We start from the raw sequence: 22,381 nt of genomic DNA, 5'->3' as shown, positions 1-22,381 counted from the left end.
AAGATAACTATTGAATATACATATAAATATGAATCAACAGGAGATTACCATGCTTAATCTTAAGTTAAGAGATGAATTCCTTGGAGCACAGATGCCTGGCACAGCAATTTCTTTGTGCACTTCCGACAATCAAGGTGCTGTACAAAAATCCGCAAATTATATTCTGTCCATTACTTACCCTACAGCAGATATACAAACTGCTCTCAAAGCCATAGGCAGCAAACGAAGTGGAAGCCCCATCGTTTTAATGGGCGACCGAGGACGTGGTAAATCTCATATAATGGCTGTTATGCACCATGCAATCAACTCTCCTAGTACTGTTGAGAGTTGGTTATATGAGTGGGGAGAAAAACTCGATGATAGCGAAATGAAAAATTTCAAGATGGTTCAAGGATTCTTTCCCATCTCCGAACCCGTGCAAAATAATGAATATCCTTTACTGTGGAATCTCCTTTTCGATCGCCACCCTAAGGGAGACTTCTACCGAGGGAAGTTCGAGGGTATGGAACAATCATATCCACCCCGGTCATTGCTCGAAGAAATGTTTGAGGACTGCCCCACATGTTTGATTCTTGATGAATTTCAGACCTGGATTACCGGTTTGCCTGAGATAGATCCGAAAACAGGATTCATGCTTCGACAATGGGCTTTTAATTTTGTCCAAAATCTTTCAGAAATAGCTAAGGATAGTCCAAAGATTCTTATTTTCGTAACCTCTCTTCTGAACAACAATAATGAGGCTTTCCAACAGATTCATCGCCAAGGTCCTGTGCTGATTGACTTTAGAGGCAATACAGCAAAACAAGACCGTAAGAGACTTCTTTTGCATCGCCTCTTCGAGAACAGAAGGAATATTCCAGATTGCGACATCCAAGCTACTGCAAACGTTTATGCAAGTGAACGTTTTCGTCTTCTTCATCCCAATAAATCAGAATCTGAAAAGGATCAAAAACGGCAAGAGGTATTTGAATGCTGGCCTTTTAGCCCGGAACTGATTGAACTTTTGGAAGACCACATTCTGCTTTCCCAGGTAGCCCAAGAAACACGTGACATGATTCGTATCCTTGCTCATGTATATCGAAGTCATGGAAATTATACACCAATTATTACCCCGGCACATTTCTATGTCGATGGTGATTCAGAAGAAGTTCAGACACTTGTTGATTCCATTGCCAATCAGGCAGGCCAAGAAAAACTAAGAGAAATTGCTCAGCATAATCTGGAAACCGTCAGAGAGGCAGGGGTAGAAGTTCCCGATGCCCGTGAACTTGTCAGCTCAATTTGGATGCGCTCAATGTCTCCAGGCAAAAACATAGGTGGAACACCTGCTGAGCTGCATCTTGATATCACCAGTCAACATGTGATAGATGATAATGCTTTTCAGGCAGAGATTACGCTCTTGGTTGAAAATAGTGTAAACATACATACAAGCGAGGAGCCTAGAGGAGCTTTCTGGTTCGGCCTCCATGAGAATCCGCGCTCCAAGGTACGTGCATTCGCTAAAAATGATAAACTGTGGCAAGTAGGTGCAGACACTGACACTGGTCAGACAGTTCATCCGGGAAAAGATATCGAGCACATCCGTAAAACTTTGCGGAGTATATTTGTTCCTGAAAATAAACAGCAGACTTCCAGAGTGATTGTTCTTGGGACAAAATGGAAAGATGACCCCTGGAGTGAAGTTATCAACGAAGCTGATATGCCTGCCAAATGGAATCAACCAGTGTTGCTGGTTATCCCCGAAAAAATAGGGGACAGCAATGCAGATATCAACGCCTGTCTTGGTACTTGGCTTGTCAAACATGTGCAGATTCGCCACAATACTGTTCGGTTTCTACTTTTGAAAAGTGGTACAGAAGGGCTCTACAATGACAAGGAATTAATCCATTTGACACGTTGTAGTTATCTCTGTTCCCGTGAAGCATGGGGTGGGGACACAACCTACCGTGCCTTACACCACGGGTTTGACAATCCTTTGCGAAGTAGTCTGAAAAACCGTTTTAATCGATTTGCGATTCTGCATAAGTGGGATTTTCAAAATCCTAAAAATTGTGTATTCCATATCGAAAAAATATATAAAGAAGGTGAAGAGATACCTGGTGATGTAGAATCAAAAATTCTCTCCAACCTTTTTGAACCGGAGGATTTTAAGACATTTGTAGTTCAACAAGCAAAGGACTCCAATTTTGTCGGATCACTGGTGGATGATCTCACCAACCCACCAGTTCCCAATACAGGTGAAGCCATCCCCTTCCTCGGAGAGACAAAGATATATGAACGCATTTTGGATATTGTTGCCCAGGGAGATATTATACTTAATGTGGCTGGAACCTGGATTGGACGACGTCCTGAAGACCAATCGGATAGTGATGCGCTTCGTTATGTTAATCAAAAAGCCTTCCGAACTGGTCAAGAGATGCGGCAAGTTGAACTCGGACTTCCAGGAGCTATTGGAGGTACCACAATCGCACCCAAAGAACAAACTGGAGGAAACACTTCAATAGATCCTCCAGGAAGTCAAGCTGTTGAAGTGACACCGTTTGGTGGGGGCGATGATGCAGTAAATAATGGTTCGGTAAACATCAAAAAAATACCAACACTACCAGCAACAACAGTAGCAATAACTCGAACCAAGCAGTCTGACGAAGAGGCAACTGGTATTAATCTTATGGGGAATTTTGAAAAATGGGGCATTGCTTCAACTCATACCATTGATTCAGCCAAAATAGAGCTCATTGGGATGACAGCACAACAGATCAAACAGATTTTGCAACGCATTCCGTCCACTTTCAAAGCTAAGCTGGAAATCACTTACAAGGAAGGAGATGAGCAATGAGTGCAGATTGGCCCTCCATCATTCTTGATACACCATCTAAGGCTGATGCATGGGAAAAGATTTTCGATGCTATGTTGGATCTTGCTCAAAACATCCGGTCTCCTGCTGCTTTACATGAACAAACGGTCATTCCAGATCGTTTGCTTTCGGAAGCAGCATGGGATCTCTGGGAAGCCTATCCAAAGCGGGCAAAGCTTACTTCGGCAGCTCTTGGGGAATGGTGTGGAGATTCAGCGTCCAATGGTCAAGCAGTATTGATTCTAGATGCTTTGTCGCTTAGGGAGCTTCCTTTACTCCTTGACGGAGCCAAAAAGCATAATATTGAAATTTCTGGGGTGAAAGTTACTGGTTCGGAATGTCCTTCTACCACTAATCAATTCGCTAAAGCATTGAATCTGTCTTCACGGAGCACGCTGGCAAATGATAAAAAACCCGGTACTTTCAAGCTTTTCGATAAAAGCGTTTACACCGATGTTTTCAGCATTCCTTTTGAAGACTGCGCTGTGCCATCAAACCCAAATCTGTTTATCTGGCACAGCTGGTTGGATGACCTTATTCACATGCAAAACAAGAATCATGAAATCGAAAAAATAGTCTCCAAGGAACTGCTTGGTGATGGTTTCTGGAATTTCATAAACAAATTGCGCCAGGGGCGCAAACTTGTTATAACCTCTGATCACGGTTATGCAGTCAGCAAATTATTCTCATCTGAGGTAATTGACAAACATGCTGTAGAGATTCTTAGAAAAACTTTTGGTGCATCCCGAAATAAAGCCGCAGCCAATCCATGGCAAAACCAGTTCATGCCTCCTATTGTCATGACTGAAAACAACCAGCATGTTGTTTTAGGGCAGCGCAAATGGAAAATCCAGAGTGGATTTCCGCAAATCAGCCATGGCGGAATGAGTCTTCTGGAAGTTGCCGTGCCTTATATGGAGTTGCCATCATTATGAATAGTAATCAAACAAAATTAGATGGAAACGTAGCGGAGCCTAACAGTGCTCTAAAAAATAAAATAAAAAACAAGACAACGGCTGACAAGATGGCCGATTTTCTTCCCGAAAAGCTTGGCAAAGCTATCCGACTACCAGTACCAGATTTTTCTAATCCAAACCGCAAATTGACTTGTCTTGAAGCAGATTTCCCCATAGCTCACATCAATGCCCTGTCCAATCTGGAAGGTAATGCTGGAAAACCAATATACCAAATGTCGAAATGGTGGGCAAGAAGACGGTCAAGTGTTTTTCGCTCCATGCTGATTGCTGCAGCTACCGAAGCGCCAGACGACCCAAATGAGGCTGCCAAAAAAGTGTGGGAGCATTATTATTGTAACCACCAGAAGGCAGGTTCCTTCAAGAAGTTGCGAGTGTTGGACCCGTTCATGGGAGGCGGTACCACCCTAGTAGAAGGTTCCCGCCTTGGTATGCAGATGACTGGTATAGATCTCAATCCGGTTGCCTGGCTTGTTGTGAAAAATGAACTTGCGTGTAGCAATCCCGAACAGGTGCAGGCACTATTTGACCACATTGAAGCCGAGGTTAAACCACAGATTCAGCCCTTTTATACCACCACTTGCCCGCGTGGGCATGAAGGTCGCTGGCTAGACGTGCAGACTGGTGAACCTGTCGATATCGATCCTCTGGAACTTGAGCCAGAAACACGTAGCCGTTACCGCTGGGAGGGACCTGAGATAATCTACACATTCTGGGCCAAGCACGGTCCATGTCAGGTAGAGGGTTGTGGGCATCGCACACCGATTTTCCGCAATCCTGTGGTGGCTGTAAAAAAACTGTCCACATCTTATATCGAGCTAACATGCCCTGATTGTAATCAGACATTCCATGCCGAGTTGGGTGAGACCCGTATGGCACCTGAATCTGAGCGTGTGGTGCTGAAGGAAGAAATGCCTTTTACTGAAATGACTCAGGATTTTGCACAAATTTTGAAGGATTACGACAAAGGTAAAAGTGCTGATACAATTGAACGGATGTGGGCACTAAAGGAACAAGTTGATGATGAACCGGGCCTACGGTGCCCGGCATGTGGCGGATTTGCAGGAAAGCGAGTGGCCCGTATTCTCGAAAGACATGCCAAATCGAATCTTAAGGCATCTGCGCGTAAAAAGAAGGATTTTGAAATCCAGAAAAAAAAGGTAGAGATGGCTTTGCTCATACATCCTGAGTGGATTAAAGGAACATCTGGCTTTGATGGTGATAAAGAATTGGGTGGCTGGGCTGGCGCTTCAGCTGTTGATTCTGCTCAATGGTTCGAGCGAAGAATGGATAATCTGTCTATTATAGAGGTACGAGGTGAATCTCTACCAGATGAGGTGGAACTTCTTGATGGCATAGTGATTGATACGAAACGGGGAACTGTGCCGAAGAAAGCTACTTTCACCTGCGGAAATTGTGGTCGCCCAGCAGATTTTGCTTCGACTGAGCGTGAGGCACAACATCACTCACCTGTATTTCCTTACACATTACAATGTCATTGTCCACAGTGCAATGCCGAAGGTTTCAACTATGGCGGTCGTTACTTCAAAATACCTACCATCGAAGACATCAGGCGTCTCAATGCCGCTGAAACAGAATGGACAAATCGTCGAGAAAAAGACCTGAACAATTATTGGCCTCGCTCTGAGCTGCCATTTGCATGGGAAACTCATGTTCAAAAAGGCAACCTAACAAAAAGAGGGTACACACATTGGTGGAAAATGTTCAACCCTCGACAGCTTCTGGTTCATACTCACTTGCTCAAAGCAATCATGGAGGCACCAGAAGAATCTTGGCCACTGGATGTGCGTGAACAGGCGTTAGGTACATTCCAGCAATACCTGCGAAATCAAAATATGTTCGTGTTCTGGAATTCAATTGCTGACAAGATTGAACCTATGTTTTCTAATCCAAATTTTCACATTAAGATGCAAGTTGTCGAAAATTCGGTATTTTCTAATCTTGGGCGAGGCAACTGGGCATCTTCTTCAGATAAAGTAGTGAAGGCAATGGAATGGTGTAGTGATCCTTGGGAACTCGTCGTTATAGACAATGGAAAAGTTAAATCAGATAAGTGTAACCCCGGTGATCCACTTGTTCCTGGTTGTGAACAATATTGTGGCTCATCTACCGATTTAACTATTTTGGGTGATGAAAATTTTGATCTCGTTATCACTGATCCACCGTTTGGTAACAACCTATTTTATGCCGATATGGCCGATTTCTTCTATGTTTGGCTACGAATTCCTTTGCAGAAATGGTATGTAGGGCTACCAGAGGGAGAGTATTTCAAGCCAGAATTCACCCCAAAAGCACTCCAAGCCATTGATGACCCTGCCCAACACCCTGATGACAGAGAAAATTACGAAAAATCAATATTCATTGAAGCAAAGCATCTTAAGCAGATTCGGGACTTGAGTGGTGACGAAGAATTTAATGAAAATTATCCAAACCCATTTTACCGGCCGAAACCATCCTCGGATTTCTACTGCCAGACGCTGAGCGCATGCTGGGCAGAAGCAGGCCGACTGCTCAAAGACGGCGGCATTATGGCCTTTACCTTCCATCACAATGAAGACAATGCGTGGATTGACATTCTTAAGGCACTTTTCGATGCTGGATATGTCCTAATTTCTACATATCCTGTTCTTAGTGATGAAACAAAAGGGGATGATACTAATGCCGCTTTCGGTTCTAAAAAGATTGAATACGATATTATACATGTCTGTCGGAAAAGGCTAGGTGATGTGGAGCCAATAAGCTGGGCGAAGATGCGCCGCTGGGTCAAATCCGAGGCCCAGCAACTCAAGGAATTGCTGGAACATACACATGGCAAGGGACTGCCTGAATCCGACCTGCGCGTCATTCTGCGTGGCAAATCGCTGGAATTCTACAGCCGCCATTATGGAAAGGTTTTCACAGGTGAGGGGGAGGTGTTGGAGGTGCATGATGCATTGCTTGGTATCAACCAGCTTCTGGATGACCTGATTGAGGATACTGATAAAACGGGAACTCAGCATCCGCCAGATATTGCCGAACCTGCAAGCAGGCTATACCTGCGCATTTTCCGTAATAATACGGAAATTCCCCGTGACGAACTCCACAAAACCCTGCGAGGCACTGGTGCCAGTCAGAGTGATCTGGAATCTCGTGGCTGGATTCGTGTGGAAGGTAAAGTAGTGCATGTGGTTCCAATTAGCGATAGGTTTGCTTACTTCACAGGACCTGGTCGCAACCGAAAAGTCATCAAGACCGACCTTGACCAGGCCCATTTCCTGATTGGTGTAGCATTCCAAAATTCAGGTGTGAAGATTGAGAATGAACTGAATAATCCCAATTTCCGGATTAAAAAATCAGTGGATGATATCCTGAAGTGGTATCTAAAGGTGGGAGATTCAATGGAGATACGGAAATCTGCACAAACAGCACTACAACTAGTCGAGCACTGGCGCACCCACAAAGATAAGCAGGTCAATGTCCAGCCAACCCTGTTTGATTATCTGGAGGAGAATGAATAATGGCTGAAAATGATGATATTAAAACTAAAACCAGAATTATTTTGTGCCATATAGTAGGTGGTCAAAATGGATAACATATCTTCCACAGTCTGGCAACGCAAAGGTTCTTGTGTGGTTTTTGATCCGCAGAGTATGGCTAAATTCATTGCAGAGGATTCCATGATTTCCCTTCGCGAGGTTCTTAGCTGGAAAAATGCTATCCCCTCAGAACCACCGATACCAAAAAAGACAATTCTAATCTCCGGTCTGGAGACAGTCATAGAAACAATGTCGCAGATTGAGGCGGACGAGTTTTTGAGCAGGCGCATCCGTCCACTTCTTATTCAGATACAAAATAGCTGGACTGATTGTGGTATTGTATTCGGCTTTTCGTCCCATAAAAAGGCTTTTTCGGAAGTGTCTCTTGATGAAGAAGTGCATTTTCATCGGCGCGACAAAAAAACAATTCGTCTGTCTGAAGGACTTTGGGATGGTAGCGCTACAATGAATATGAAGCGTATAACACGTGACGATGCTGAAAACGGAAAAGAGATAACAGTTGGGTACTATGTCGCTCGCATCTCATGAGATTCAACTTGGGCTGAAAGTTCTGCACTCCGAACTTGGTGAAGGCGTTGTCATTGGCATTGAGCCAACCGGCTACATCACAGTATTTTTTCTTGCATTAGGAGAACGCCAAGTTTCAGCTGAAACACTATCTTTATCCACAGACCGCTTCAACCGAATAATTGATGGATTCTCTTCAGCCTCATCTGAGCGCCTGGAACATCTCTGGCTGGCTTTGGAGGCTGAAGAGATTCCGCTCATGGAGAGCGCTGCTACACTCACTTCGGCTAAAGTTGACTTGTTACCACATCAGGTGACACTCGTTCATCGAATGGCCAATACACGTCCCAAACGGTTTCTCATTGCTGATGAAGTGGGCCTAGGCAAAACGATTGAAGCAGCCCTCATACTGCGGGAAATGGCATCAAGAGGTGAATTACAACGAGCTATGATGGTTGTACCAGCGGGACTCGTTGAAAATTGGAGAAGAGAATTGAATGATGTTTTCAATCTTGATTTTGAGGTGTTCGGATCAGAAGGTGACGTAACAGACCGCAAATCGAATGCCTTTGCGAAACATAATCTTCTAATCGCCTCAGTTGATACTCTGAAGCGTCCTACCAGAATCAAAAAAATACTTGAAGCTCCACCCTGGGATTTGGTGGTGTTCGATGAAGCACATCATTTGAGCGTTTATCAAAACGGTAATCGCGTTAAAAAAACGGAAAACTTCAAGCTGGCTGAAGCCCTGCGTGACCACTGCCGGGATTTGCTTTTACTTTCTGCGACTCCGCATCAGGGTGATCATTTCCGATTCTGGATGTTGATTCGCCTGCTTAGACCTGAACTTTTTGAAAGCGAGCAGGACATGGTCAATAACCGCCACCGTCTTAATGCAGTGGTAATCCGCCGGACAAAAGCCGATGCCTGTGCTCAGGATGGTAGTTCTCTTTTTGCCCGCCGAATGGTCCATACAGAAGGATTCAATCTCTCAGAAGAGGAAATGGAGTTTTACAACGCACTGCTTGAGTATTTACGTGACGGGTACAATCTGGCAGCTCAACAAGGAAATAAAGGACGAGGACTTGGCTTTGTGATGACCATATTTCAAAAGATTGCAGCCAGCAGTTTTGCAGCTATCCGATCTACTTTATGGCGTCGGCTCCTTATGATAACAGTACAGGAAGCCATCGAACGTGACGGATTGCTTGATGTGGATGGTAGAAATAAAGTTTTGCAAGAGGCTCGGCAACTTATTCATGAGATATACAATCTACCATTCGATTCTGTAGGAAATGCTCAGGTTGATCAAATTCTTGCCGATACGAAGGTAAATCTTCTCAAAAAGAGCAAAGAAGCGAAAGCATTCTTGAAGAGCACCGATAATTATTCAGATACTGAATTAGCAGCCAGTAGCGAAGAATCTGCCGCCATGTTAGTTGCTTTGGGTGTACCGGAAGAACGGCAACGTATAAGAGAACTGATGACAAAATGCCCAGAAGGCATAGAAACAAAGACTGCGGTTCTCATAAATGCCCTTAAACAAATTTGGGCTCAGAATCCTGATGAAAAAGTAGTGATTTTTGCTACCTACTTAGGTACTGTAGAAACAATCAAGAGCAATCTTAATGAAGCTTTTCCTGACAAAGGTGTGGACGTGCTAAAAGGCGGTGACCACGGAGCAAAGACTGCTGCACAAAAACGCTTTCGCCAAAAAGGTGGCTCACATGTACTTGTTTCTACAGCCGCTGGTCGTGAAGGTATCAACCTGCAATTTGCCCGGGTTCTGTTCAACTATGACCTGCCATGGAATCCCATGGACCTTGAACAGAGAATCGGTCGTATTCATCGTTATGGACAATTGTCCACAGCACAGGTTTATAACCTCATTTCAGCAGACACTATCGAAGGCAAGATATTCCTTCTGCTTGAAGAGAAACTTAACGACATTGCCTATGCACTTGGTAAAGTGGATGAAAAGGGCCAGGTCACAGAAGACCTCCGAGCTCAGGTACTTGGACAGCTAAGCAATTGCTTAAGTTACGATCGGCTTTACCAGGATGCTTTAGCCGATCCCACATTAAAAAGAACTCGCCAAGAACTTGAAGTGGCAATGAATAATGCCAACTTGGCTAGGGAGGTTGTGTTTGAACTTTTCCAAGTTTTGGATCGATTCAATCTGGGCGACTACCAGAAATTTGATGACGATGGACGCGGCATGCAACGTCTGATATCTTTTGTTTCACGAGCTGCAAGACTTGCCGAAAAAGATTTTATGAAAAAGGATGAAGTCATGTGGACATTGATCGAAGATGGACAGCACCCCATTCAGTTCACTTCCGACCGTGAACGTGCACTAAGTGATGAAAATCTGGAACTTGTCGGTCTGGAACATCCGGAAATCCGGAAAGTGATGCAAAGCTACATTGAATTGGATGAAACAAATCGTGCGGTGTTTGGTAGACTCAAAGGAATTACAGAAGGAGGCTTGTTGACTGTCTGGAAAGTAAATACTCAAACAAAGGATGGCCAGACTGCACACCACATTGTTCGAATCGGTATGACTACTGATGGAGATCGTGCACCATGGCTTGAACAGCTTGGCGAGGAATTAATTGGCATAAGGCATTCAAATTCAAAAGATATTGATTTTTGGAAGAGTACTGCAACTCGGCAACGGCAGAGGATCCAAGAGCTTCTACACCGGGAATTGCTTTATTCAGGAATCATCAATGAGGAGATATCATATTCGGCTCCCCTTCTGGCAGTATTTGGAATAGACAATTGAAGGATATAAATCGGAAAAATAATATATTCATGTCATAAAAAGTACAGACTACTTCAATGAAAACCAATATTATTCAATAGTAAACTACCAGTCTTCATCTACGTATGCGGGCTCTTCATTTTCAATGCAAATATTAAACAACATTGAACGCAAAATGATATCATACCAAAATCATACCTAATATTCGATATCGAACCCAGCTATCTTCAGAAAATTTTAACACAATCAGTGATTAGGACCAATAGAAATTATTTATTAGTCCTAGGTGGATGATATAAATGCAGTTAAGGAGCCAAAACTAAAAGATGCAAACATCAATGTTTTAAGAATAAATGTGAATGGTGCGAGAGGTGTGATTCGAACACACGAATTCCTACGAAAATGGGTCCTAAGCCCATCGCCTTTGACCTGGCTGGGCAACCCTCGCACTGAGATATATAATTAAATGTTTTTTGCATATTAATGTTGCGCCTTCTATTTTGCGAGTTTCTCTGAAATATTGCGAAGCCCTTTGAATATGGTCCTAAGCCCTGCGCCTTTGGCCAGGCTGGGCAACCCCCGCAAAAAGGAACAATATCTAAACTCATTTTTCATATTTAATCTTATGCAATGATGCGACAAGGCATATCGCAGCATGACTGTATCGCAGCATTACAAAATTTGTTCGTTGGCCTCTGCCGGAGGGTGTTTGAGAATTTTTACTTCCTTAATGAACATGAACGCTACAACTATTAACATCAGATATATCCCCACAGGGGCGGCCATCCAGACACCCGTAAGACCGTAGTATCTCGGCAGTATGAACAGCAAGGGAAGGATGAAGATGAAGATCTTGCCGAAATGGATGAACAATGACGGTTTTATCTTGTTCACTGACTGGTAATACACAGCCACGGATATGATGACACCTTCAACGATGATACCGAATATGAATATCCTCATACCTTCGACCGCTGTTACCAGCAACTCGGGATCATTGCGATTGAAAAGCTGGATGATCGTTTCCGGGAACGTGTATAGCAGAGTGAATCCTGAAAGGCCTACTAAAAAACAGGATAGTATGGCCATTTTGGTAGCACTGTAAACCCTGTCGTAAAGTTTTGCGCCGTGGTTGAATCCGATTATCGGCTGCACACCAGCTGAGATGCCCTCGAAGACCATGTAGAAGATGGCGAACGAATACTCGATGACACCATAAGAGGAGACCGCAATCTCAGAACCGTATTTCAGGAGCATATAATTATAGCTCAGCACAAGCACTCCAAGGGACGCCTGCATGACGAATGCCGGAAAACCGGTCTTCAATATGCCTGCAATGATCTCAAGGTCAGGGCTGATGTCGGAAAGGTAAAGCCTCAACTGTGCATGCCTGCTGAAGAAATAGGATACGAATGCGATCATGGAAACTGCAAAAGCGATAACCGTAGCAATGGCCGCACCCTGCATCCCCATACCCCAGCGCATGACGAAAAGATAATCAAGCACGATGTTCGTCACAGCGCCCACAACCATCATCTTCATGGCAAATGAAGGGCGACCGTCATTACGCACAAGAGGATCAAGCCCTATTCCTGCAATGAGACAGATCGAACCTATGAACATTATACGAAGATAGTCGCTGCCCATAACGAAAACAGTGCCTGTAGCACCCACCATCCTGAGCAACGGTTCAGTGAAGAACAGCCCCAGGATAGCAAAGAATGTACCCACCACAAACATCAAAGGCAGCAGGTCAGAAGCGATCCGATGGGCACGCTTGCGATTGCCCTTCCCAAGCTCAATGGCCACGAGGGAAGCACCACCCGTGCCTATAAGCATGGCTGTTGCGATCATACCAATGAGCAAAGGATATACAAGTGTCACCGATGTGAGCCCAAGAGTGCCGACGCCATTGCCGATGAAATATCCATCAATGGTTATCTGTACACCACCGATGATGAATCCCACGACCGCAGGAAGGGCGAATTTTCTGAATAATTTCCCTATACTTTCAACTGCTAATTCGTCTTCGCTCATTTCCCACCATCAACTTCAAGATTGGAAGTTATCTTTTCCCACAAACCCGCAAATGTCTCGAACTCATTGTCGTCAAGGACCTCCTCGACCTTCCCAAAGAACAGATCATCAGCAGACCGACCCAGTTCGATCACTTCATTACCTTCTGCAGAGAGAGTTAAATTGCAGACACGTTTATCGCTGATCGAGCGTTCGACCTCCAGCAGACCCATATCAACAAGTTTCTTCACCATGGTACTTGCAGAAGGTTTCTTCACATCCATTGCAGATGCAAGCTCCGATATTGTGGGATTGACGAGGGATCTGACCACCGCAAGATAAGAGAAGGAACTATAACTCACATCAGCATATTTCTCAAGCTTTTCATTTTTTGTCAGGATCTTCTGGTAGTACTTATCGACCTTTTCAAATGAAAGTTGCACGGGCATAATGGTTAGTTAGGCTAACTAATATATAAGCCCCACGGGAAATCATCTAACTTCAGACATCCGTGCTCAGACCTGCTGCCTTGAACATGAACAATGCAACATCCCTTTCTTTGCTATGGTCAACGATTGGTCCCGGATATCCCGGAATATCCATATCGCCCTTTTCCAGTTTGTGAATACGTTGTGACTCGATTTCTTCCAATTCAAGTATCCATTTTTTGATATATTCACAGTCTTTATCGAACTTCTTTTGCTGTAGCCAGGGATTGAATATCCGGAAATAGGGCTGTGAATCAGCTCCTGTAGAAGCAGCCCACTGCCAGTTACCATTGTTCACACATGGATCATAGTCCACGAGTTTGCTTGCAAAATAACGCTCACCCCACTTCCAGTCGATATGAAGATCCTTCACAAGGAAGGAGGCTACGATCATCCTCACACGGTTGTGCATATATCCTGTTGTGTTCAGTTCCCTCATGCCTGCATCCACAATAGGAAAACCTGTTTTACCCAAACACCATGCATCGAAAAGGACGCGATCATTGCCCCAAATGAGATTCTCAAACTTGCTTTTGAACGCATGCTTGAAGACCTCAGGAAATTCGAAGGATATTTGGGTGAAGAAATCACGCCAGTACAATTCATTGATAAGTGTATGACCCCTACCAAGTTCATCAAGTACCGAATAGTAGAACTCCCTTATGGATATGGTACCAAGCTTATTGTGTGCAGAAAGACCCGTAGTGCCCTTGAGGAAAGGCAGGTTCCTTTCTTTATCATAGTTCACGAACTGGGAAAGGGACTCCAGTACAGCCAGTGCATTGGCCCTCCCGCCATGCACGAATATTTGTTCATTCCTTTCAGGTAATGGCCTTTTCAGAAAACTACCCTCACCTACCTCATCAACTCCGCAGTCCCCAGTAAAGAAACTGCCTCCACTGAACATTGAAGGAATAACAACATCCCTTTTCGAAGCCTCCCTGAAGAACTGGGTGAAGACCTTGTACGGAGTTCCTTTTTTCGTGCGTATGGTCCCGGGCTCATGGAGCAGGCAGTCATTGAATTGAAGCATGTCCACACCTTTATCAGCACATATGCTGGCTATTTGCATGTCCCTTCTGATGCTGAAAGGAGTATAATCATGGTTCACAAGAACAGCATCAATATCCAGGATCCCCAGAAGCTGACCAATTACCTCCTCGGGAAGACCTGAAAAGAGATAGAGCCTGCCATTCACTTTTCTGAGCTGCCCTTTGAGATCATCAAGCGACTCCAGCAGGAACTGCAAGGCATTGCTGTTGAAAGCCTTCCTTCCAGGATCGCATAGACGCGGATCTAGTATGAAGCAGGGAATGACCTCATCGGACATGTCAAGAGCTGCCAGAAGAGCAGTATTGTCATCCACCCGCAAGTCCCTCCTGAAAACAAAGAGGGATCTCTTGAACCGGGATGTCATTCTACCTCAACTGCAATTTCATTCCGCATGATCATGGGAGGTACCCAGGGCGGATTGTACCGCATAAGGAAAAATTCCCCTTTTGTACTCAGCCCGTGCTCTGAAAGTTTCTTTTCAAGTATGAGCCTCCGAGATCCAATTTTATTATCGGTCACATATCCGGAAAATCTAATTACCGCAAGCTTTCTGGGAGAAACATTGTGAATTGATATGGCTTCGTCCAGAGGATGAGGAGCATTGTCTACACCATATCCTTCCGGCAGGATGAAAGACATATGCAGGACATGTTCCTCCTGTTGGGATATCACAGGAGCTGTCATCGCTATCTTTACATCATTTTTGTTCTTGCCGAAGATATAACCCGACAGTGTCCTGAACCCGGAGTTCGAGTCCTTTGCATCCGCAGATATGAATGTACTTCTGTCATACTGCCTTATCTCAACACCATCACCAAGCTCTTCGATCACCGTATAATTAAGCTGTTCAGTACTCATTGAAACTTTGACCCCCACCAGGAACCATATTGCAACAAGAACTAAGATCAGTACCGCTATCACAAATAATGCCCCCATTTGCTTCATAGGTAAATATGCTAGGGGGAACTTAATAAATATTTTGCATGAAAAACACACCTTTAATAAAAAACAAAGTGAACACTATTAGAAAAGTTAGAGATGAGAAAAGTTAGAGATGAGAAAAGAATATGATGCGCCAACCGGGATTTGAACCCGGGTTTAGGGCTTGGAAGGCCCCAGTCATAGCCACTAGACCATCAGCGCACTTACAATCCTTAACTGGCATTTTTAGCATATAATCCTTTCGGCTAAAGCCACCATCCGAAAAGAAGTATTGTACTGAATGCAATACGTAATGAAACATCGCCCTTGTGTCGCTGTGACAGAGCAGATATTAAAGAGAATACGTGCTACGGAGTTCCTTTATGTTGTCACGCAACGCCGCTGCCCTTTCAAATTCCAGATTTTTGGCAGCCAGGTGCATCTCCGCTTCAAGTTCAATGACCATATCAGCGATCTCGATATCAGAAAGATCTTCTGCAACCTCAAGAACTTCAGATACGACCCCATCATATTCTGTTTCAACAAGCTCTCTTTGGAGAGCTTTATGGATGGTCTGCGGAACTATGCCATGTTCTTCATTATACACAAGCTGTATCTGTCGCCTTCTGTCCGATTCCTTCAGAGCAGCCTCCATGGAACCAGTAACTTTGTCAGCATAAAGGATCACATATCCATCCGCATTCCTTGAAGCTCGTCCCATTGTCTGTATAAGTGCCCTTTCCGAACGCAGGAAACCTTCCTTATCAGCATCAAGGATAGCTACAAAGGCCACTTCAGGGATATCCAGCCCCTCCCTTAAAAGATTGATACCCACCAGAACATCGAACACGCCCTTTCGCAGATCACGGATGATCTCTGCCCTCTCGAGAGTATCGATATCAGAATGCATATAACGCACCCTAATACCCATTTCCAGCAGATAATCGGTCAGGTCCTCGGACATTCTTTTGGTAAGCGTTGTGACAAGGGTGCGATAACCTTTCTCAGTGACCTTATTAACTTCACCGATAAGATCATCGATCTGATTCCCCACCGGACGAATGAACACTACAGGGTCAACAAGACCTGTAGGCCTGATTATCTGCTCTACGACAGCACTGCTGATCCCGAGTTCATAATCCGCAGGTGTAGCTGACACATAGATGGCCTGGTTTATCTTATGATGGAACTCGTTGTAGGTCAACGGCCTATTATCGTAAGCAGAAGGAAGACGGAAACCATAATTGATGAGTGCCTCCTTTCTGGCACGATCCCCATTATGCATTCCCCTGATCTGAGGAATGGTCGCGTGGGACTCATCGATAACAAGCAAAAAATCATCCGGGAAGAATTCGAGCAGGGATGAAGGAGGATCACCTGGCTTGCGTCCGTCAAAGTGACGGGAATAATTTTCAATGCCGCTGCAATATCCAAGCTCGCGGATCATCTCCATATCGAACTTTGCACGCTGCATAAGTCTCTGTGCCTCAAGAATACGGTTCTCAGACTCCAGTTTCGCAACCTGCTCCTCAAGTTCCTTTTCAATTGAACCAAGTGCCTTGACCATTTCTTCCTGCGGCATAACGAAATGTTTAGCAGGATATATGACAATGCTGTTGCCCTCTTTAACCTCGTCGATCGTCTTTCCAGTCACGGGATCAAAGGAAGATATCCTATCGATCCCGTCCCCAAATAGTTCTATACGAACGCCATGGATATCCTGTGCAGGAAAAACCTCAATAGTATCGCCTTTGGATCGGAAGGAACCTTTGGCAGGTTCAATGTCGTTACGCTCATAGTGTATATTGATGAGTGCGGTAAAAAGCTCACTTCTACCCACCTCATCACCCGGGCGGAGAATAACAGACATTCGCCTCCACTCATCAGGAGAACCGATGTTGTAGATGCTTGAAACACTGGAGACGACGATAACATCCTTGCGTTCAATTAGAGATTTTGTGGCTGACAGACGCAGACGATCGATCTCTTCGTTCACAGAAGAATCTTTTTCTATGTACGTATCTGTGGTGGGAAGATAAGCTTCCGGCTGGTAGTAATCATAATAACTTACAAAATATTCCACTGCATTATTAGGAAAAAATTCACGGAACTCAGAGAAAAGCTGTGCAGCAAGTGTTTTATTATGTGCGATCACAAGAGTCGGTTTCTGCACATTCTGTATCACATTCGCAACCGTGAAGGTCTTTCCGGAACCTGTAACACCCAACAATACCTGATGTTTAAGACCTTTGTTCAGCCCTTCGGTTAGCTTTCTGATAGCTTCCGGTTGGTCACCTTTAGGTTCATAGTCAGATACAAGATCAAAACCACTCATCACTCTGTGAGTATGTATGTGAATAGCTATAAACGTATGCGTGTGTCACTGTTGCAGGTTTCACAGAATAACAGGAAGTGAATACACCATCCCAAGAAAACAACAATTATCAGATTGATAAACAGTAGAATTATAAGAATGATAACAAAAAAGCAGAAGATAAAACATTACCAGATGATCTTTATCAGGATCATACCCTCTGTGTCTGCCAGGCAGAATAACCTTGTGCAATAGGCTTACCTACAGCTTCCACACGATCACCAATGTAGAGATATTCGCGCTGAGTACGGTTTCCACGGCGTTCAAGAAGGTTCTTTCGATACATACGGGAAAGATATGTGGATACTGTGCTCAATTTGATCTCACCGTAGATACTTTCGTAGTGCTCCTGTATCTTTTGTGAAGTTGACCATTCGCGTGAATGCTCGTATTTCAGGAACATTTCGAGTCTTTCGCTGATCGTCAGAGAAGTGTCCATTATCCTGTCATGGAGTGATACGTTCGGAACGATCTTGTTGTTAACCTGTAGAACTTGTTTTTCTGTGACAGTGGGCTGAGCAACATTTGGCATAACCATATTAGGATGTGACATAGCCTGTTGCTGCTGTTGTTGTGGTGGAATATAATTAACGGACTGATTCACAACAGGATTAACAGATGTATTCACATTTTGCTGGTTCACAGGAACGTAGTACTGTGGGTAGTGAACCTGTGTTGCTGGAACCTGCATGCCAGGATACATCGGTGGTACAGGTGATGTTACCGGCATAACAGACACTGTATAAAATTGATCTTGTCCACCCTGTTGTGGTTGTAACACTACAGGTTGTGGATTTTGTTGCAAAAAAAGTTGTTGGGCATTCTGCCCGGAATGCAGATTGGCTGATGAAGATCCAGTCGAGTGAGTTTGCGTTTCATCTAAAGTATCAATAAACTTGATCACTCGTTGTTTCACATTCTCACCAGCAAATTCAATGCTGGTGGATTCTTTCCCTTCGTCATCGAGTACTTCGATCCGAATCTTCATCTTATGCGCTCCTGCTAGCGTATCCATCCATCCCCTCAGATCGGTGGATTCACAAACCATTCATCCCCTCAGATTATGGTTTAATTTTTGTGCGAATGCAGTCAGATTCAATCACATTGTGGTGATTATATGCAATTGATACATGCTGCAATATAATAATAGTGTGTGATTATATATAAATGTACTCTTGAATTCGTGTTATCATGTGTTTTATAGTGAATTAAAAGGTTTTAAAGCATTATTTTTAGAAAAAAACATATAATTACAGATTAAAATTGAAACAACTCGTTTTTTTAACCTCAATAAAGAGAAAAAAAATTGTGCATATGAAACAAATAAGATTGAAAGGCAGAAAACGCTTGTAAACTCGAGATACATTATTATAATTATGAGGATGAGGGGGTGATTGGAAAATAGTGACCCATTGCTATTTAAAAGCATAAGTCCCCCTTATAAATACAAATAAAACAAAAAAAGGCGTACCCAATAAGGATAAAAGAATCCTTAAGGATGAGACATTTTCTAACACGCAGTTGCTTTATATTACATGATGTTATAAGAAGGCAACATGGCCGAAGTAAGTGAAGGATCAACAGCAGGAAATAAGTCCACTGAGATGGATTCTAATAGTGATGACCACAATACTGATGAGATGCAGAAAATGGACATCAAAGAAGTGATCAGTGAGAACGAGGTCCTAAAGGTCCAGAACGAAACAATGAAAGCAAAGCTTCTTGAAAGCAATATTATGGTGAACAAATGCATGTCAGAGATGGATCAGCTTAAGGACCAGCTTGACCACTTGACGACACCACCACTGTTCATTGCCAGCGTCATGGAAGTAGAAGATAGCATGGCACTCCTGCGCCAGCATGGCAATAATCAGGAAGTTATGACGATGATACCATCTGAACTGGAAGGAAACCTCGAACCGGGCATGCGTGTAAGCATCAATGCCGCGTTCGCGATCATCGACATCATCAGCAGAGCAGCCGATGTTCGTGCACAGATGATGGAACTTATCGATTCACCTGGAATAGATTATGATATGATAGGTGGTCTTGATGAGGTGCTCAAAGAAGTCATTGAGTCAGTTGAGCTGCCACTTACAGAGCCAGAGCTGTTTGAGAACCTCGGTATTGAACCGCCAAGTGGCGTTCTTATGTATGGCAGCCCTGGAACAGGAAAGACACTTATTGCAAAAGCAGTTGCATCAAGAGCACATGCGACATTCATTCGTATGTCAGGCTCAGATCTTGTACAGAAGTTCATTGGAGAGGGCGCAAGGCTCGTAAAGGATGTATTTCAGCTTGCCAGAGAAAAGTCCCCATCCATACTGTTCATCGATGAGATAGACGCAGTAGGTGGGATGAGAACCCACGATGGAACGACCGGTTCAGCGGAAGTTAACCGTACGATGCTCCAACTTTTGGCTGAGATGGATGGTTTCGACTCCAGTGGCAATGTGAAGATCATAGCTGCGACCAACAGGATAGACCTGCTTGACCCAGCTCTTTTGCGCCCAGGAAGGTTTGACCGTATAATCGAGATACCCATACCCGATGAAAAAGCAAGAGAGGAAATATTGAAGATCCATACAAGGAAGATGAATCTTGAGAAAGATCTCGACCTTGCCAAGATCGCAAATATGACCGATGGCCTCAGTGGTGCAGACCTTAATGTAATAGTTAAAGAAGCAGGCATGTTCGTACTCAGAAGAAGAGGCGACATGATCACCATGAAAGACTTCCTCGATGCTTTCGAGAAAGTAGTTTCCGAGGAAGATATCAACACCCCGGCCGGAATGTTCGCATAATGCGAACTTCCAATTATCTTTTTCGACGAAAGTTATAAATAGAATAGGTTGCTTTTAGGGGATGTTAAAAGCAACAAAACCGTGTGCTCCGATAGTGTAGCACGGCCAATCATACAGGACTCTCACTCCTGCGACTGGGGTTCGAATCCCCATCGGAGCACCATTAACTCTTTTTTATAATTATACTAAGTTTGTAGTAATACACATGGATCTTTAATATTAAAATTGCGTTTGATCTTATAGATTACAAATTGTTTAAGAATTTGTTGACGTAAGTAACATACAACTGGTGCTTACTGAAAAAGTTAAATTTCAGGACATCATAACGGTTTAAAACAGTAAGAATAGCATCAATACTTGCAGGAATCAAGTAAACTCTAGGAACCTGAATAAACTTCTAGAGCATGCCCCCAGAAGAGAGAGAGTATTTCAATCCTCAGTGGATCTTGCGAAGGATGACACATTCAATTAAAAAAAGCAAAGGAGCATTCCCCTTTTACTTCAATTTGCGAAATACCAGAGAAGTCCCAGTGCGATACCGATCAGTACCCACATTTTAAAACTGCAGCAACTGCCAGAGCTGCAGCAACTTCCACTCCTGCATGCCTCATCAGCTTCATTGACATCAGACCCTTTAATTTCATCGTTATTTAAAGTATTATCATTCATGAATATTCACTCCTATTTTTTACTTTTAAAAAGCATCATAAAATTACAACAATTCATTAAAATACCCGCATTCGCAAAACACAGATCATACAGACCATTTCACTTCTGGTATGATAGCTATATTTTCGAATTACCACATTATTTTCAATTACACTGCTTTGATGAGACCATTTCAATATATGCAGAGCGGCAACTTATACCCACCCTTGCGTCACGCATCACCAACTACCTTCCGATACTCCATCTCACAGGCATACAAACAAGCAGCAAATCTCTTCTTATCTCCAAGAACATCAACCGTCTGGTTCAGCCCAAGTTTTGAGCATTCCCCATAGACCTTACAGATATCACAACAGTTCCGACCCATAACACACCCCCTTAAGCTCAAAAATACGCATTCATCAGCATTAAAAGGATTAGATGAAGAGATTCAAGAGAACAAAAACAAAGGCATCAAGCATTCCAAATTGATTCCCTAAAAATGTAATAAAGGGAGAAAATAAACTTTAGAAACTTGACAAGAAACCGACCTTACTGAATACGAACACAGCGACAGAGCCCACGGCAACTTCCTGAAGATTGAAAGAAATAGATCCACCAGGGTTTGTGAGCATATAAAGGATCAATGTAGCAATTCCTGCAAAGGCGAAAGCACCAATGATAACATCTTCCATTTCTACCATTTTTTCACACTCTATATGAAGTTGAGTATTCAATTTAAGCTACGAGAGTAACTATTATTGTATATACACCAAATTCGATTCGTTTTTAAGTGATAATGTGATTTCCCTAAATGAGAATGTCACATATAAACTTTATGCAATAAAAATTTACAAATGCCTTTATAGGAAAAAATATAGACATCGACTAGAGATAATTAACCTCGCATGAGAAATACAACCCCTCGACGTTGTAACTACAAAAAAAGCGATGAAGCAGAACATTACATGAAAATAGAAGAAGACGCCGGCTAAGATAACTTATGCCAGATCAGACATTCCCGGGTACCGCCCTTGCCCCCTCCGCAGAATTAGATAACACAGAATCAACAATAGACCCAAGTTCTTCGTCCATAAATGGTTTGAGCAAAAAGCCCTGAGGATTGGCAAGTTCTGCCATCTCCCTCGTTTCACGGGAAGAATCGGCAGTAATGAAAACGATAGGAGTATTTGACATTTCCCTTATCTTCATCGCGGTCTCCACCCCATTGATACCGCCTTTTAAACGGATATCCATGAGTACCATATCAGGTCGGACCTCCTCGACCATTGCAATAGCATCAACCCCTCTTGAAGCCAGGCCTGACACACAGTACCCCATTTTCGCCAGCTTCAACTTAATCATCATACCGACGATAAGTTCATCCTCAACTACTACGATCTGCGCATCTTTCATAA

Annotated in this window: 16 protein-coding genes and 3 tRNA genes; 7 read left to right on the top strand and 12 right to left on the bottom strand. The window is 43.6% G+C overall.

From position 1 onward, the window contains the following. Positions 1-49: 49 nt before the first annotated feature. The 5 genes from PBV53_RS01130 (at position 50) to PBV53_RS01110 (ending at position 10,680) form a co-directional block, all read left to right on the top strand. The gene (locus PBV53_RS01130) at positions 50-2,836 is read left to right on the top strand and encodes a DUF499 family protein (RefSeq protein ID WP_270095351.1); all 2,787 of its coding nucleotides are present in this window, start codon (positions 50-52) and stop codon (positions 2,834-2,836) included. Then, positions 2,833-3,789 (top strand): PglZ domain-containing protein, encoded by a 957-nt coding sequence (locus PBV53_RS01125; protein ID WP_270095350.1) that lies wholly within the window; start codon positions 2,833-2,835, stop codon positions 3,787-3,789. Before PBV53_RS01130 ends, PBV53_RS01125 begins: the two co-directional genes overlap by 4 nt. Next, a complete protein-coding gene (locus PBV53_RS01120) occupies positions 3,696-7,346 on the top strand; it encodes a hypothetical protein (protein ID WP_270095349.1) in 3,651 nt (1,216 codons plus the stop codon). The genes PBV53_RS01125 and PBV53_RS01120 overlap by 94 nt, the downstream gene beginning before the upstream one ends. Before the next feature lie 66 nt (positions 7,347-7,412). Beyond that, on the top strand, positions 7,413-7,913 hold the full coding sequence (locus tag PBV53_RS01115; protein WP_270095348.1) for a hypothetical protein: 501 nt from the start codon (positions 7,413-7,415) through the stop codon (positions 7,911-7,913). Next, positions 7,894-10,680, top strand: a complete 2,787-nt coding sequence (locus PBV53_RS01110; protein ID WP_270095347.1) for a DEAD/DEAH box helicase — start codon at positions 7,894-7,896, stop codon at positions 10,678-10,680. Before PBV53_RS01115 ends, PBV53_RS01110 begins: the two co-directional genes overlap by 20 nt. A 339-nt stretch (positions 10,681-11,019) precedes the next feature. Here PBV53_RS01110 and PBV53_RS01105 read toward each other — a convergent pair. The 8 genes from PBV53_RS01105 to PBV53_RS01070 form a co-directional block, all read right to left on the bottom strand. After that, positions 11,020-11,107, bottom strand: a tRNA-Leu gene (locus PBV53_RS01105). A gap of 224 nt (positions 11,108-11,331) precedes the next feature. Next, positions 11,332-12,696: an MATE family efflux transporter gene (locus PBV53_RS01100; protein ID WP_270095346.1), complete on the bottom strand. Its 1,365-nt coding sequence runs from the start codon at positions 12,694-12,696 to the stop codon at positions 11,332-11,334. Further along, positions 12,693-13,124, bottom strand: a complete 432-nt coding sequence (locus tag PBV53_RS01095) for a MarR family winged helix-turn-helix transcriptional regulator (RefSeq protein WP_270095345.1) — start codon at positions 13,122-13,124, stop codon at positions 12,693-12,695. The genes PBV53_RS01100 and PBV53_RS01095 overlap by 4 nt, the downstream gene beginning before the upstream one ends. Positions 13,125-13,176: 52 nt before the next feature. Continuing rightward, on the bottom strand, positions 13,177-14,580 hold the full coding sequence (locus PBV53_RS01090; protein ID WP_270095344.1) for a cryptochrome/photolyase family protein: 1,404 nt from the start codon (positions 14,578-14,580) through the stop codon (positions 13,177-13,179). Further along, positions 14,577-15,161: an SOUL family heme-binding protein gene (locus tag PBV53_RS01085; protein WP_270095343.1), complete on the bottom strand. Its 585-nt coding sequence runs from the start codon at positions 15,159-15,161 to the stop codon at positions 14,577-14,579. Before PBV53_RS01085 ends, PBV53_RS01090 begins: the two co-directional genes overlap by 4 nt. 126 nt (positions 15,162-15,287) lie before the next feature. Beyond that, positions 15,288-15,359, bottom strand: a tRNA-Gly gene (locus PBV53_RS01080). Between the two features lie 130 nt (positions 15,360-15,489). Beyond that, positions 15,490-17,472, bottom strand: a complete 1,983-nt coding sequence (uvrB, locus tag PBV53_RS01075; protein WP_270095756.1) for an excinuclease ABC subunit UvrB — start codon at positions 17,470-17,472, stop codon at positions 15,490-15,492. A gap of 190 nt (positions 17,473-17,662) precedes the next feature. Next, entirely contained in the window at positions 17,663-18,499 is an 837-nt protein-coding gene (locus PBV53_RS01070; protein WP_270095342.1) for a hypothetical protein, read from the bottom strand. A gap of 568 nt (positions 18,500-19,067) precedes the next feature. Between PBV53_RS01070 and PBV53_RS01065 the strand changes: the two genes are divergently transcribed. Continuing rightward, positions 19,068-20,315, top strand: coding sequence for a proteasome-activating nucleotidase (locus tag PBV53_RS01065; protein ID WP_374708543.1), 1,248 nt, complete (start codon positions 19,068-19,070; stop codon positions 20,313-20,315). Between the two features lie 85 nt (positions 20,316-20,400). After that, positions 20,401-20,478, top strand: a tRNA-Glu gene (locus tag PBV53_RS01060). Positions 20,479-20,816: 338 nt separating this feature from the next. On the opposite strand, the gene PBV53_RS01055 is transcribed toward PBV53_RS01060, so the two are convergent. The 4 genes from PBV53_RS01055 to PBV53_RS01040 all read right to left on the bottom strand — a co-directional run bounded on the left by PBV53_RS01055 (position 20,817) and on the right by PBV53_RS01040 (position 22,379). Then, positions 20,817-20,984, bottom strand: coding sequence for a hypothetical protein (locus PBV53_RS01055; RefSeq protein WP_270095341.1), 168 nt, complete (start codon positions 20,982-20,984; stop codon positions 20,817-20,819). A gap of 211 nt (positions 20,985-21,195) precedes the next feature. Continuing rightward, on the bottom strand, positions 21,196-21,351 hold the full coding sequence (locus PBV53_RS01050) for a hypothetical protein (RefSeq protein WP_270095340.1): 156 nt from the start codon (positions 21,349-21,351) through the stop codon (positions 21,196-21,198). Between the two features lie 139 nt (positions 21,352-21,490). After that, entirely contained in the window at positions 21,491-21,667 is a 177-nt protein-coding gene (locus PBV53_RS01045) for a hypothetical protein (protein ID WP_270095339.1), read from the bottom strand. A 307-nt stretch (positions 21,668-21,974) separates the two neighbouring features. Then, positions 21,975-22,379, bottom strand: a complete 405-nt coding sequence (locus PBV53_RS01040) for a response regulator (protein WP_270095338.1) — start codon at positions 22,377-22,379, stop codon at positions 21,975-21,977. Between the last annotated feature and the right edge of the window lie 2 nt (positions 22,380-22,381).

This window comes from Methanococcoides alaskense, from assembly GCF_027594145.1.
Classification (GTDB): Archaea; Halobacteriota; Methanosarcinia; order Methanosarcinales; family Methanosarcinaceae; genus Methanococcoides; species Methanococcoides alaskense.
This window is presented reverse-complemented; position numbering and strand designations above follow the sequence as displayed.